This is a genomic window from Stenotrophomonas sp. Y6, from assembly GCF_022436665.1.
GTDB classification, from domain to species: domain Bacteria; phylum Pseudomonadota; class Gammaproteobacteria; order Xanthomonadales; family Xanthomonadaceae; genus Stenotrophomonas; species Stenotrophomonas acidaminiphila_A.
In genome coordinates this window covers 296,392-308,942 of sequence record NZ_JAKUKB010000008.1, presented here as the reverse complement: position 1 = coordinate 308,942, position 12,551 = coordinate 296,392, and the positions used below count along the sequence as shown (strand labels likewise).

The window sequence follows — 12,551 nt, the reverse complement described above, 5'->3', positions numbered from 1 at the left end:
GGTGCGGCGGGAGGCGCACCCCGCCCCGCGCCCGGGGGCGGAAGCCGACCCTGCCCCGGTTTCCGCCGGACGCGGTGGAAGCCCGGTTCTTTTCGCGCCAGTAACAGTCGCAGGCGCAGCGTGATGCCGGCTTTCCGGAGGATCGACCATGAACCCGCTGACCGCCGCACTGGAACCGCTCTTCGCGCAACTGCAGCCACGCCTCGTGGAGATCTACCAGGACCTGCACCAGCACCCGGAACTGTCGATGCAGGAACAGCGCACCGCCGGCATCGCCGCCGACCACCTGCAACGGCTCGGCTATGTCGTGACCCGCGGCGTCGGGGGCACCGGCGTGGTTGGGCTGCTGCGCAACGGCGACGGGCCCACGGTCATGCTGCGCGCCGACATGGATGCACTGCCCATGGCCGAGCAGACCGGCCTGCCCTACGCCAGCACCGCGACCGCCACCGACGGCGACGGGCGAAAGGTGGGCGTAGCCCATTCCTGCGGCCATGACCTGCACGTGACCTGGTTGATGGGGGCCGCCCAGGTGCTCGCTGCGGCGCGTGGCGCATGGCGTGGCACGCTGATGGTGGTGTTCCAGCCCGGCGAGGAAACCGCCCAGGGGGCCAACGCGATGATCGCCGACTGGGAGCGCCTGGGCCTGCCGCGTGCCGAGGTGGTGCTGGGCCAGCATGTGATGGTCGGCGCGGCCGGCACGGTGAGCTATCGACCCGGGGTGATCCTGTCGGCGGCCGACAGCCTCAAGGTCACGCTGTTCGGGCGCGGGTCGCATGGCTCGCAGCCGCAGACCGCGGTGGATCCGGTGGTGATGGCCGCGGCCACCGTCATGCGCCTGCAGACCATCGTCTCGCGCGAAGTGGCACCGCTGGACAGCGCGGTGCTCACCATCGGCGCGCTGCAGGCCGGCACCAAGGAGAACATCATTCCCGACGATGCCACCCTGAAGCTCAACATGCGCACCTATGACGAGGCGGTGCGCACGCACATGCTGCAGGCGGTCAGGCGCATCTGCTGCGCCGAGTGCGACGCCTCGGGCGCGCCGCGGCCGCCGGAGTTCACCACGCTCAGCAGCTACCCGATGACCGACAACGACCACGACGCCACCGCGCGCGTGGCGGCGGCGTTCCATGCCCAGTTCGGCGACAACGCGCTGCAGAGCAAGCCGATGTCCGCCAGCGAGGACTTCAGCGTGTTCGGCCGCACCTGGGGCGTGCCCTACGTGTTCTGGTTCGTCGGCGGCACCGATCCGCGGGCGTACGCCAAGGCCCGGGCCGAAGGCACCCTCAATACGCTGCCGAGCAACCACTCGCCGCGTTTCGCACCGGTGCTCGAGCCGACGCTGAAAACCGGGCTGCAGGCGATGCTCAGCGCGGCCGCGGCCTGGTTGTGCGCGCCGCCCGAAGGCCCCCGGGACGGGAACGCATGAACGCCACCACGCGCACCGCGGATACCGCGGGTACCGCATTCCACGGCATCGACCGCCTGCTGTACGGCATGATCCTGGGCGTGGTCACGTTCTGGTTGTTCGCGCAGACCACGCTCGACACCGCCCCGCGCGTCAAGGACGAGCTGGCCATGCGCGAGGCAGCACTCGTGGCGCCGGGGTTCAACCGGTTGATGGTGGTCGGCGCCATCGCCTCGATCCTGCTGACCATTCCGCCCGGCAAGCACACCCGTTGAGGCGCAGGGCGTGCAACGCCCGCCCGGGGTGCCGGCGCGCTGCGCCCCGGCCCCCCGGGTTCCCCCGGCTTCAGTCGGCCAAGGTGGCGTTGTCGATGACGAAACGGTACTTCACGTCGCCAGCCAGCATGCGCTCGTAGGCGTCGTTGATCTGCCCGGCGGCGATCAGCTCGATGTCGGCGACGATGCCGTGCTCGGCGCAGAAATCGAGCATTTCCTGGGTCTCGGGAATGCCGCCGATCATCGAGCCGGCCAGGGTGCGGCGCTGGGTGATCAGGTTGAACACGTTCGGCGACGGGTGCGGCGTGGCCGGCGCACCGACCAGCACCATGGCGCCGTCGCGACGCAGCAGCGCCAGGAAGGCGTCGAGGTCGTGCGGTGCGGCCACGGTGTTGACGATCAGGTCGAAGCTGCCGGCATGGGCCGCCATTGCCGCGCGGTCGCGCGAGACCACTACTTCGTCGGCGCCCAGCGCCAGCGCCGCCTCGCGCTTGGATTCGGACGTGGTAAAGGCGACCACCCGCGCGCCCAGCGCGTGGGCCAGCTTGATGCCCATGTGGCCCAAGCCGCCGATGCCGACCACGCCGACCTTGCGCCCGGGGCCGGCGTGCCAGTGGCGCAGCGGCGACCAGGTGGTGATGCCGGCGCACAGCAGCGGCGCCACCGCGGCCAGCTGTGCCTCGGGGTGGCGGATGCGCAGCACGTAGCGCTGGTGGACGACGATGCGCTCCGAGTAACCGCCCAGCGTCCAGCCCGGGGCGTCGGCGGTCTTGCCGTTGTAGGTGCCAACCATGCCGTGGCAGTAGTTTTCCAGCCCTTCGGCGCAGTCGTCACAGTGGCGGCAGCTGTCGACGATGCAGCCCACGCCGACCAGATCGCCCGGCGCGAAGCCGGTCACCTCGGCGCCGACCGCCGAGACGCGGCCGACGATTTCATGCCCGGGCACGCAGGGGAAGTGGGTGCCATGCCACTCGGCGCGCACCTGGTGCAGGTCGGAGTGGCAGATGCCGCAATAGGCGATCTCGATCTGCACGTCGTGCGCGCCAGGCGCGCGGCGGGTGATGTCCAGCGGCTCCAGGGGGCGGTCGCCGGCGTGGGCGCCATAGGCTTTGACGGTCTGGTTCATATCGGCAGCATCCGGTGGAAGGTGATGCATTCTGCACCGTCTGGATGGCGATGATCAGCCGGGCGACGCCGTCGCGCACCATTGAATTTTCCAATCGATCCGGCGCGTCATGCCGGCATCGTGTACGCCGCCGGCACGACCGGATGCGGGCGTGCCGGACGGCGCATCCGCCCATTCTGCGATCAGTTCGCGTGCCGCCAGCTTCCGTAGGAATGGCCTGCAAACGTCAACAGGAACAGCGCCAGGTAAGCCGACGACAGCGAATTGGCGTACAGGGTTTTCCATACACCGCCCCTGCGCACCGGCCACGGCGGGGTGCCGGGCGCGATGTCTTGCACCTCGGCGGCCGGCTCCAGCTGGCGCGACTCGGCCGAACCACGCTGACGCAGCCCGACGGTCAGCAGCACATACATGCCCATCTGCAGGAACTCGCTTTCCCAGTTCTCGAACGTGGCCGACAGGAAGTGGCCGCTGTGCAGGTAGCGGGCCAGCGTCACCGGGGCTGCGCCCTGGTCGGCGCGTTCGTCATTGAATGCGCGCAACCCGGTCCATACCTGCCCGGCCAGCGAGACGGCAAACAAGGCCAGCAGCACCAGCGAGAGTCGGTTGCGGTAGATGAAGGATGTCTGCTTGCTTGTCATGGGTGTTCCTCCCTCCGGTGCGGGCAGCACGTTGGTCGGCGCAAGCGAAAGTCGACGTCAACGATCGCCCTGCCACGCGCCCGGCCGGCTCACATCGATGAACATCCGGCCAGCGCCATGCATCACGCATGCAGCCGCTTCACGCCGGCAGCAAACCACCCCGACAACAATCGGCGCTCCAGCACATCTCCCCAGCGAGGGCCATGCGATGAACCGAGACCGGAAGGACCCGCCCGATCCGGGCGAAGACCGCGACTGCACCGAAACCCCGCAGGAGCGCCGCGAACGCAAACGGCACGAGAGCGACAACCACGACGAGGCGCTGGAAGAGACGTTCCCGGCCAGCGATCCGGTGTCCCCGTTCGTACCGGCCAAGACCCCGGAGTGAACGCCGCCGTGGCGGGTGCGGCGCTACTGCGCCGCCCTGCCCCGCGTGGCCACGGTGTCACTTCTGCTAGAACCAGTGCTGGCGGCGGCCCAGCGCGAACGCGCCCAGCGCCATCGCCAGCAGCCCGGCGATCACCCCATAGAAGCCGGCGTCGCCGCTGTCGAACAGGCCTGCGCCGAAGTTCATGCCGAGCGCGCCGACGATGGTCGCCATCAACCCGGTCACCACGGTGACGAAGGTCAGCACCCGCATCGCCTCGTTGGTGCGCAACGCGGTCTGGTTGCTGAACAGTTCGAAACTCCCCAGTACCTGGTCGCGCGCATTCTCGACCATGTCCAGGGCGCGTTCGAAGCGCATGTTCAGGGCGGTGAAGTGGCGGCCCGCCTCGCGCCCTTCGTCCGGGCGGAAATCCGGGCGCGACATGGCACCGAACACGACCCGGTGCGGCGCCAGCATGCGCCGCAGGCGCGACGCCCAGCGGCGCAGGCGCTGCAGTTCCTTGAGCGCATCGCATGCGCCCTTGCCCAGGATGCTGACCTCGAGCCGCTCGATCGCCAGTTCGTGTTCGTCGATGGCCTTGAAGTAGCTGCCCAGCAGCCGGTCGAGCACGGTGGCCACGAAGCTCTCCGCGCCCAGCACGCCGACCCTGCCGGGCTGCTGCACGCGCATGTCCTGCAGGAAAGCGACCTGCTCGCGGCGGAAGGTGACCACCCGGTCGGCACCCGCCACGCACACCAGCACCACGCCGTTGATCCGGTCCTTGTCGCCGCCGCCGGCAACCACCGCGCGCACCCAGAAGAATGCCTCGCTCTGCCCGACCTCCGGCACGGTGCCGCCGTCCAGGAAAAGACGCGCGGCGGGCGGCAACTGCCACGCCGCCCACACCGCGTCGATGTCCGCGTCGGACGGGTCGCACAGGTCCACCCACGCCAGGGTGTCGCGCGCCGGCTGGCAGGCGCCCAGCGCGCACCGGCTGACCACCTGCGACTGGCCACGGGCGTCGAACAGGCGGCAGAAGAACGCGGCCCCGGTGCCGGTCGCGTCCTCCGCCGCGCCGTCGTTGCCGGCTTCCATCGTTACAGGTAGTCCTGCCGGGCCTTTTCCGCACGCGCCGCGCCGATGGCGGTCTGCACGTCCTTCTGCTCTTCCGGCGGCGGCAGCACCGCGGGCATGCCCAGGCGTTGGATCCACAGCTCCCGCGCCCATCCGCGGGTGTGGTACAGGTGATGGTCCTCCTGGGTCTCCACCGCGGCGTGCGCCTGCGCCAGCACCTCGGCGTGCGGCCCGCCCTGCTCTGCAACCTGGCCGATCAACTCCCAGTTCATGTGGTCCTTGGTCTCGGCCAGCACCACGCATTCAGCCGCGACCAGCTCGGCGTCGGCCGGCTTGGCGTTGGCCATGGCCATCTCGATCGCCGCCACCAGCGATGCGCCCTGGTGGGCCACCACCTCACGGCCAGGGCTGGACATCTCGGTATCCAGGCCCATCGCCTCGAACACGCGGGTCAGGATCCGCTCGTGGTTGCGCGTCTCCTCGAGGTAGCCCTCCCACTCGTGCTTCAGGTCCTTGTTGCAGGCCGCGCGGATCGCCGCGCCGTACACCTGGATTCCACCGCGTTCGGTTTCCAGTGCCTGCAGCAGCAGTTCGCGGACATGCGCGGCGTTGGGCTTCGAGGTCATGGACAGTGCTCCTGGTGGGATGAGGGTCCACCGGTATAGGCAGGCAATCGAAACGAGCGCGTGATCGGGTGTGAAGCGCACGTATCGGCGCGTGGCCGGCGCGGCAGGCCTCCCGCGCGGGGAGGCCTGCCGCGCACATCAGCCGACCACCAGGGACCAGGGAATCTCCGAGCCAGTGAACTTGTAGCGGAATCCTTCGCAGTCGACCTGCCGGGCAAGGTTGCCCTGGTCGTCCGCCAGCGTGCTGACCTCGATCAGTGTGTTGGCGGCCGCAGGCGCGCTCCTGATGGGAATGCCCATGGTCTTGATGTCGGCCAGCTCCGTGGCGATGCGCCTGACCGGGCGACGCTCTTGTCCCGGTCCCACCAGATAGAGTTGAACACCTTTCACAGCAAGATTTCCTCATGGTTATTCCCGCCCCGGCATGCCTGCTTTAGCGCGCGCGGGGTGAAGCCGTTGCCTGCACCATGCGGACGCGGCGTGAAACTATGAAGTGGATCACGCCGATGCCGGTGCCTGCGCCCGCGGCGTACATGCTTCGGGTGCGGCGCGGCGCCGCATCACGTACCGCGCGCGGTGATCGCCGTGTACGTGGCCGTCACCGACCTGCTGCACGCTCTTAATTCCCGGCCGGCGAGGATGACCCCCGGAGCACTTCCGCTCCGCGTGGAGAATCGACATGGACACCAGCAAGATGAAGCATCTCCTGCTCCTGGGCATCGTCGCGACCGCCTGCGCGGGTGCCCTCGCCACCGGCCCTGCCAGCGCACAGGCGCACGGCACCCAGGGGCATGATTCGGCGCAGCCCGGCAGCGACACCTGGATCACCACCAAGGTCAAGGCGGACCTGCTCGCCAGCAAGGACATCCCCGGCATGGCGATCAAGGTGGAGACCGTCAACGGCGTGGTGTCGTTGAGCGGCGACGTCGACAGCCAGACCGAGGCGGACAAGGCCGTGGCCGTCGCCAAGGGCATCAAGGGCGTGAGCCGCGTGGATAACCGGCTGATGGTCCGCGGCGCCAGGTAACCGCCCCGGGCGGCCGCTCGGCCCACGGGGCAGACGGCCGCCTTTGCGCGCTGCAGGGCGCGCTCGGGCCGCAGGCCGCCTGCAGCCAGCGCGGTCGGCGCGCGTGCCCATGGGATCGACGCACGGGCGACGCCCGGCATGGCATGCGCGGGATACCCGGCGCCCGCCGGCTCAGCGCCTGCGACCGCGCGGGCTGCGCCCGGCCAGCTGTGCGGTGACCTGGCCCAGGTCCTGGTGGATACGCTCGATGTCGCCCCACGGGTGACCTTTCAACCGCTTCATCCGGCGTGGCGCCGACACGATGTCGTAGGCGTCGCCACGCCGCACCCTGGACAATTCCTCCCAGCGCAGCGGCATCGCCACCGGTGCACCGGGCCGGGCACGCAACGAGAACGAGGCGATGCTGGTGGCGCCACGGCCGTTGCGCAGGTAGTCGACGAATATGCGGTCCTTGCGCACGCGCTTGCTGGCCGTGGCCACGTAGGCCAGCGGGTCGGACGCGGCCATGGATTCGGCGAAAGCGCGCGCGAACGCCTTCACCCGCGGCCACGGGCAGGCCGGTCGCAGCGGTACCACCACGTGCAATCCCTTGCCGCCGGAGGTGCGGACGAAGGATGCCAGGCCGAGCTCGTCCAGGCGGTCGCGCACCCAGCGTGCCGCGGCCACCACCCGTGTCCAGGCCACGCCCGCGCCCGGGTCGAGATCGAACACGATACGGTCGGCGCTGTCCGGGGTTTCGGCGTGCGCGCCCCACGGGTGGAACTCGAGTGCGTTGAACTGCACCAGTTCCAGCAGCGCGGTGCCGTCGCGCACGACGATGTAATCGGCGCGGGTGCCGTCCTCCTCCTCGATCGCGACCGCATCGACATGCTGCATGCCGGCCGGCAGGTGTTTCTGGAAGAAGCACGGGCGCGCGATGCCCTGCGGGCAACGGACCACGGACAACGGCCGGCCGGCGATCTCCGGCAGCAGCCACGGCAGCATCGCGTCGTAATACGCATATACGTCCTGCTTGCGGATGCCCGCATCCGGGTACACGACCCGGGTCGGACTGCTCAGCACCACCGCGTCGGCGCTGGCGCGGGGGGCGGATGGGGCGGGCGTGTGCGGCACGGGGACCTCCGGTGGCGGGGCCGACCCCGCCGCGCGCAGGTCGGCGACCGTCTTGTCGGCACGAATGGCCTTGAACGACGCCTGCCGCAGCAGGCCCAGGTTGCCGGTGCCGTGGTGGAATACCTCGACCACCATGGCCGGCTTCACCCACTGCACCTGGCCCAGGCCGGTGACCGCCACGCCGGTCGCCACCGTGGGCGTGTCGCGGGCCAGCGGCCGCAGGCGCCGTACCAGGTCGGCGAGCGTGTGCTGGTCGAAACCGCTGCCGACGCGCCCGGCATAACGCCAGCCGCGGCGTCCCTGCGGTGCCGCCAGCAGCAGTGCGCCCAGGCCGCTGCGGCTGCCCTTGGGCGCGGTGTAACCCACTACCGCGAACTCCTCCGAAGCGCGCTGCTTGATCTTGCGCCAGTCGTCGCCCCGGCCGCCGCGGTACGGTGCCGCGGCCCGCTTGGAGATGATGCCCTCCAGCCCGCGTTCCACCGCCATGGCCAGGGCGCGCTCGCCGTCCCCGCTCACGTGCGAGCTGTACACCAGCGGCGGCTCCGGCTGCCCCAGGAGCGCGGCCAGGACGCTCTTGCGCGCCTCCTGGCGGCAACCACACAGGTCGACGTCGCCCAGCTGCAGGATGTCGAACAATACATAGGACAGCGGTGCGGCGCGTTGGCCGGACAAGGTGGCCTGCAGCAGGCCGAAATCCTGCTGGCGGCCTGCGCCGGCGACCAGCTCGCCGTCCAACACCGCCTCGACGCCTAGCGACTGCAGCGCCTGCACGATCGCCGGCAGGCGTGCGGTCCATTCCAGCGCGTTGCGCGACCACAGGCGCACCTTGCCGCCGCCGAGCTGGGCGAGCAACCGGTAGCCGTCCCATTTCGCCTCGTGCAGCCAGCCCTCGCCGGCCGGAACCGCCGTTGCCAGCGTGGCCAGCTGCGGCGCATGGAACGCCGGCGCGCGGCGGGTGCGGCGGGCGCCGGGCAGCGTCGCGACGCTGTCGAGCAGGCGCCGGATCCGCGCGGTCGCCGTGGCCGGCCGCCGCCGCTTGCCCGCGGCGTGCTGCGCCGCCGGCGCGGGCTGGTCCAGCAGGTCGTCGGCCTCCTGCTTCGCGGCGTAGCGGTCGCGCGCCTTGAACAGCAGCCATTGCGGCTTGCGCCCGCGGCCACCGGAGCGCACCAGGTGCCAGCCGCCCTTCAGCTTGTCGCCGAACAGTTCGAAACGCAGGTGGCCCTTGGCCAGCTGTTCTTCCGGATCCCCCTCGCTGCTCCACACGCCGTGGTCGAAAATGGCGACATGGCCGGCGCCATACTGCCCTGCGGGGATGTCGCCCTCGAACCGCGCGTAATCAAGCGGGTGGTCCTCCACCTCGGCCGCCAGCCGTTTCACCGTGGGATCGAGGCTGGGTCCCTTGGGCACCGCCCAGCTGCGCAGCACAGCGCCCACCTGCAGGCGGAAATCGTAATGGCGGTGGCTGGCGTGGTGCAGCTGCACCACGAAGATCGGCTGCGCGGCCGGTGCACGGCGGGCCTCGGCGGATGGCTCCGGGGTGCGTTCGAACTGCCGTTTGCGGCGGTACTCGTGCAGGCTCATGCGTGCTCCTGGACCGGGCAGGCGGGCGCTGCCACCAGGCGGTTGCGTGCATGCCATGCGCGCAGGCCGGGAATATCGTCGTCCGGCGGCCGCGCATCCAGCAGCACCTGTGCATCCATCGCATCGCGCAGCTGCCTTAGCGGCGTGCTGCCGTCGGCGGCCGGCCAATCCCCGGCAGGACCGAAGCGGTCGAGCAGCGCCTGCACGTCGTGGTGCCACCGCTCATGCGCCTGGATCAGGCGCTGGCGCACCCAGCCACGCAGTGGAGCGTGCGCCACGAATCCCCGCGCCACCTGCCCGTCGCGCCAGGCGGCGAGCAGCGCGCCCGCTCCACGCAGCCATTCGGTACGGCCGCCGGCACGCGCCGGCACCCGCAGCGGCGGCGGCGCGGCATGGGCGCGCAACTGCCGCTTCAACGCGGTCTCCCAACCCCGTGCCTCGGCTTCGCTGCCCGCCTCCAGCAGCCAGCCTGCATCGAGGTCGAAGAACTCGAAGTAACGCGACGAGAACGCCTGCATCCGCGTCATCGGGTCTCCGGCGATGCCCAGCTTCACGTGGTCCTCGTTGGCGCAGGGCAGCACGTAGAGGCAGGTGTGGCCCCGCATGCGGCGGCCCATGCTGCCCACGGGAACGATGCGTCGACCGCCGGCCATCGTCAGGACGCGCCCGTGCGCCGCGTGCTCTTGCGGGGCTTCTTCGCCGGCATCTTGCGTGCGGCGGTCTTCCTGGCCGGCGCACGTTTGCCGGCGGGCGTGCGCTTGTTCTCGTCCAGGCTCTTCTGCAACAGGGCCATGAAGTCGACCACGTTGGTGGCGGCGTCCTCCGGCTCGGCATGCTCGTCGACGATCCGGGTGGTGGCACCCTTGGCTTTCAGGCGCTTACGGATGATGGCCTCGAGCCGGCCGCGGAACTCGTCCTGGTAATCGTCCGCGCGCCAGGCCACCGACATCGACTCGATCAGGCTGGCGGCCATCTCCGCCTCGCGCCTGGAAATGCGGTAGTCGGCGGGCTTGCCCTCCGGCAGCCGGTACTCGGCCGGGTCCACCAGCTCCTGCGGGTAGCGCAGCATCAGCAGCAGCAGCGCATCGCCCTCGGGCACCACCGCGCACAGGTACTCGCGGGTGCGGATGACCACCCGCGCGATGCCGACCCGGCCGGTGTCGCGCAGGGTCTCGCGCAGCAGCACGTAGCCCTTCTCCGCCTTTTTCCCGGGCACGATCACATAGGGCTTCTCGTAGAAGCGCAGGCTGATCTCGCCGCGCTCGACAAACGCTTCGACGTCGATGGAATCATGGGTCTGCGGCGCGGCCGAGGCGATGTCCTCCTTGTCCACCACCACATAGCTGCCCTTGTCGTACTCGAACGCCTTCACGATGTCCTTCCACGGCACTTCCTCGCCGGTCTCGGCATTGACCCGCTCGAAGCGGATCGGCTTGCGGTCGCGCGAATCGAGCATGCGGAAGCTGATGTCCACCCGGCGTTCGCCGCTCATGAGCGACACCGGGACATTCAGCAGGCCGAAAGACAGGGTTCCCGTCCAGATCGGACGCGCCATGGCGTGCCTCCCGTGGTGGATTGCCGGCAACGCTCGCCAATCACGGCTAAAGCAGGCGTGAAGAACCGCCCCGGCGCGTTCACGGCTGCGCCGGGAACACCCCGCGCACGTCGCGCGAGCGCACCACCGGCACCAGCAGCGACTGCGCGACCACCGCCAGCGCATCGCGTTTGCGCCGCGGACTGATGGCGGCCACGCAGTCGGCCGGCACCCACAGCCCGAACTCGTGCATCTTGGCGTCCTGCGCGGTCGCCAGGATGCACGAATCGGCCGCCACCCCGGTCAACACCAGCCGCCGCACGCCCAGTTTGTGCAGCAGGATCGCCAGTGGCGTGGCGTGGAACGCCGAATGCTTCGGCTTGAGCACGTGATAATCATGCCGGCGCGGCGGCAGCCGCCTCACCGTGGCCGCGGCATCGCCGCCGGCCGCGAGGCAGGCGTCCACCAGGTCGCTGAACTGGCCCTGCCAGCGGGCGAAGTTGTCGTTGACGTGGATCACCGGCTGCGCCGCCGCATCGAAGCGCTGGCGCAGGCGCGCGATGGGGGCGCAGATCGCCACTGCCCGCGCACCGAGCGCGTCGCCTCCCTCGAAGTCGAACAGATTGACCATGTCCAGGATGATCAACGCGGTCGCGTTTGCCTTGCGCGATGCCATGCCCGCGGTGCCGGACTCAACCCCGGGGGCCGCCCATCACCGGCAGGATCACGCCGCTGATGTAGCTGGCACTGACCGGCGAGGCCAGGAACACATACGCCGGTGACAGCTCCTCCGGCTGCGCCGGCCGGCCCATGTCGCTGTCGTTGCCGAACGTGGCCACCTCCGCAGCCGCCTTGTCCGCCGGGTTCAACGGCGTCCACACCGGCCCCGGCGCGACGCAGTTGACGCGGATGCCGCGGGGCAACAGCTGCGCCGCCAAGGACAGGGTGAAGGCATGGATCGCGCCCTTGGTGGCCGCATAGTCGACCAGCGACGGGCTGCCGAACAGGGCCGTCTCCGAGCCGGTGTTGATGATGCTGGCACCCTGGCCGAGATGCGGCAGCACCGCCCGCGCCATGTGCACATAACCGGCGATGTTGGTCTGCAGGGTTTCCTGCAGGTGCGCGTCCTGCAGGTCCTCAAGGCGATGGCAATGCAGCTGGAAGGCCGCGTTGTTGACCAGGATGTCGACGCCGCCCAGCGCCTCGCGCACCTGCCGTGCCGCCTGGTCGCAGAAGACCGGATCGCGTACGTCGCCACTGATGGCGAGGCAGCGCCTGCCCTCCGCCTCCACCGCCGCCCGGGTCACCTGCGCATCCTCGTGCTCGTCCAGATACAAAATCGCCACGTCGGCCCCTTCGCGCGCGAACAGGACGGCCACCGCGCGACCGATGCCGGAGTCGCCGCCGGTCACCAGGGCACGCATGCCCTGCAGCTTGCCGCTGCCACGGTAGTCCGGCGCCTGGTAGCGCGGTGGCAGCTGCAGTTCATGCTCGTTGCCCGGCTTGTCCAGATGCTGCGCCGGCATCTTCGCCGGCTGCCGCCGCGCGCCGGCCTGTACACCGCCGCGCTTGGCTTCGGGCTTCTTCGTCTTGCGCCCGCCGGCCTGGGCCTGCAGGTCGCGCTGGCGCTCGGCGGTGCGTTCCGCCTGCCGTCCCGGCGCCTGGCCACGGGACGTTGCGCCAGGCGTGGTGGCACGCGGCGGCGCCTTCCTGGATGTCGTCTTCCTGCTGGTTGCCATCAGTCATGCCTCCGCGCGGGTCTGCGTGCCGTTCATC

General features: G+C 70.3%; 13 protein-coding genes and 1 pseudogene. 4 read left to right on the top strand and 10 right to left on the bottom strand.

The annotated features are described in order from the left end of the window. Positions 1-148 precede the first annotated feature (148 nt). Both MKP15_RS11245 and MKP15_RS11240 read left to right on the top strand, forming a co-directional pair. On the top strand, positions 149-1,432 hold the full coding sequence (locus MKP15_RS11245; RefSeq protein WP_240212752.1) for an amidohydrolase: 1,284 nt from the start codon (positions 149-151) through the stop codon (positions 1,430-1,432). Then, on the top strand, positions 1,429-1,686 hold the full coding sequence (locus MKP15_RS11240; RefSeq protein ID WP_240212751.1) for a hypothetical protein: 258 nt from the start codon (positions 1,429-1,431) through the stop codon (positions 1,684-1,686). The genes MKP15_RS11245 and MKP15_RS11240 overlap by 4 nt, the downstream gene beginning before the upstream one ends. Before the next feature lie 70 nt (positions 1,687-1,756). Here MKP15_RS11240 and MKP15_RS11235 read toward each other — a convergent pair whose 3' ends face one another. Together MKP15_RS11235 and MKP15_RS11230 are read right to left on the bottom strand one after the other, a co-directional pair. After that, complete coding sequence (locus MKP15_RS11235) at positions 1,757-2,812, bottom strand: NAD(P)-dependent alcohol dehydrogenase (RefSeq protein ID WP_240212750.1); 1,056 nt, start codon at positions 2,810-2,812, stop codon at positions 1,757-1,759. 197 nt (positions 2,813-3,009) lie between these two features. Then, positions 3,010-3,453: pseudogene (locus MKP15_RS11230) on the bottom strand (DUF6766 family protein); the annotation flags it as partial. 208 nt (positions 3,454-3,661) lie between these two features. On the opposite strand from MKP15_RS11230, the gene MKP15_RS11225 reads away from it, so the two are divergent. Next, on the top strand, positions 3,662-3,841 hold the full coding sequence (locus MKP15_RS11225) for a hypothetical protein (RefSeq protein WP_104938769.1): 180 nt from the start codon (positions 3,662-3,664) through the stop codon (positions 3,839-3,841). Between the two features lie 66 nt (positions 3,842-3,907). On the opposite strand, the gene MKP15_RS11220 is transcribed toward MKP15_RS11225, so the two are convergent. The 3 genes from MKP15_RS11220 to MKP15_RS11210 all read right to left on the bottom strand — a co-directional run bounded on the left by MKP15_RS11220 (position 3,908) and on the right by MKP15_RS11210 (position 5,910). Beyond that, a complete protein-coding gene (locus MKP15_RS11220; RefSeq protein WP_240212749.1) occupies positions 3,908-4,915 on the bottom strand; it encodes a CorA family divalent cation transporter in 1,008 nt (335 codons plus the stop codon). A gap of 2 nt (positions 4,916-4,917) precedes the next feature. Beyond that, positions 4,918-5,520, bottom strand: a complete 603-nt coding sequence (locus MKP15_RS11215) for a hypothetical protein (protein ID WP_240212748.1) — start codon at positions 5,518-5,520, stop codon at positions 4,918-4,920. A 138-nt stretch (positions 5,521-5,658) separates the two neighbouring features. After that, positions 5,659-5,910: a hypothetical protein gene (locus MKP15_RS11210; RefSeq protein WP_161615100.1), complete on the bottom strand. Its 252-nt coding sequence runs from the start codon at positions 5,908-5,910 to the stop codon at positions 5,659-5,661. Positions 5,911-6,214: 304 nt separating this feature from the next. On the opposite strand from MKP15_RS11210, the gene MKP15_RS11205 reads away from it, so the two are divergent. After that, entirely contained in the window at positions 6,215-6,547 is a 333-nt protein-coding gene (locus MKP15_RS11205; RefSeq protein ID WP_240212803.1) for a BON domain-containing protein, read from the top strand. Between the two features lie 171 nt (positions 6,548-6,718). On the opposite strand, the gene ligD is transcribed toward MKP15_RS11205, so the two are convergent. From ligD to MKP15_RS11180, 5 genes are all read right to left on the bottom strand, one after another. Further along, positions 6,719-9,241, bottom strand: coding sequence for a DNA ligase D (gene ligD / locus MKP15_RS11200; RefSeq protein ID WP_240212747.1), 2,523 nt, complete (start codon positions 9,239-9,241; stop codon positions 6,719-6,721). Beyond that, on the bottom strand, positions 9,238-9,846 hold the full coding sequence (locus tag MKP15_RS11195) for a GIY-YIG nuclease family protein (protein ID WP_240212746.1): 609 nt from the start codon (positions 9,844-9,846) through the stop codon (positions 9,238-9,240). Before MKP15_RS11195 ends, ligD begins: the two co-directional genes overlap by 4 nt. A gap of 50 nt (positions 9,847-9,896) precedes the next feature. Then, the gene (locus MKP15_RS11190) at positions 9,897-10,796 is read right to left on the bottom strand and encodes a Ku protein (protein WP_240212745.1); all 900 of its coding nucleotides are present in this window, start codon (positions 10,794-10,796) and stop codon (positions 9,897-9,899) included. A gap of 79 nt (positions 10,797-10,875) precedes the next feature. Then, entirely contained in the window at positions 10,876-11,451 is a 576-nt protein-coding gene (locus tag MKP15_RS11185; protein WP_240212744.1) for an isochorismatase family cysteine hydrolase, read from the bottom strand. Positions 11,452-11,467: 16 nt separating this feature from the next. After that, on the bottom strand, positions 11,468-12,514 hold the full coding sequence (locus MKP15_RS11180; protein ID WP_240212743.1) for an SDR family oxidoreductase: 1,047 nt from the start codon (positions 12,512-12,514) through the stop codon (positions 11,468-11,470). Positions 12,515-12,551 lie beyond the last annotated feature (37 nt).

Coding starts and splice junctions, on each gene's coding strand:
- MKP15_RS11235 (WP_240212750.1), bottom strand. CDS start 2,812: ATGAACCAGACCGTCAAAGCCTATGGCGCCCACGCCGGCGACCGCCCC.
- MKP15_RS11205 (WP_240212803.1), top strand. CDS start 6,215: ATGAAGCATCTCCTGCTCCTGGGCATCGTCGCGACCGCCTGCGCGGGT.
- ligD (WP_240212747.1), bottom strand. CDS start 9,241: ATGAGCCTGCACGAGTACCGCCGCAAACGGCAGTTCGAACGCACCCCG.
- MKP15_RS11180 (WP_240212743.1), bottom strand. CDS start 12,514: ATGGCAACCAGCAGGAAGACGACATCCAGGAAGGCGCCGCCGCGTGCC.
- MKP15_RS11190 (WP_240212745.1), bottom strand. CDS start 10,796: ATGGCGCGTCCGATCTGGACGGGAACCCTGTCTTTCGGCCTGCTGAAT.
- MKP15_RS11220 (WP_240212749.1), bottom strand. CDS start 4,915: ATGGAAGCCGGCAACGACGGCGCGGCGGAGGACGCGACCGGCACCGGG.
- MKP15_RS11185 (WP_240212744.1), bottom strand. CDS start 11,451: ATGGCATCGCGCAAGGCAAACGCGACCGCGTTGATCATCCTGGACATG.
- MKP15_RS11240 (WP_240212751.1), top strand. CDS start 1,429: ATGAACGCCACCACGCGCACCGCGGATACCGCGGGTACCGCATTCCAC.
- MKP15_RS11225 (WP_104938769.1), top strand. CDS start 3,662: ATGAACCGAGACCGGAAGGACCCGCCCGATCCGGGCGAAGACCGCGAC.
- MKP15_RS11245 (WP_240212752.1), top strand. CDS start 149: ATGAACCCGCTGACCGCCGCACTGGAACCGCTCTTCGCGCAACTGCAG.
- MKP15_RS11195 (WP_240212746.1), bottom strand. CDS start 9,846: ATGCGGGGCCACACCTGCCTCTACGTGCTGCCCTGCGCCAACGAGGAC.
- MKP15_RS11215 (WP_240212748.1), bottom strand. CDS start 5,520: ATGACCTCGAAGCCCAACGCCGCGCATGTCCGCGAACTGCTGCTGCAG.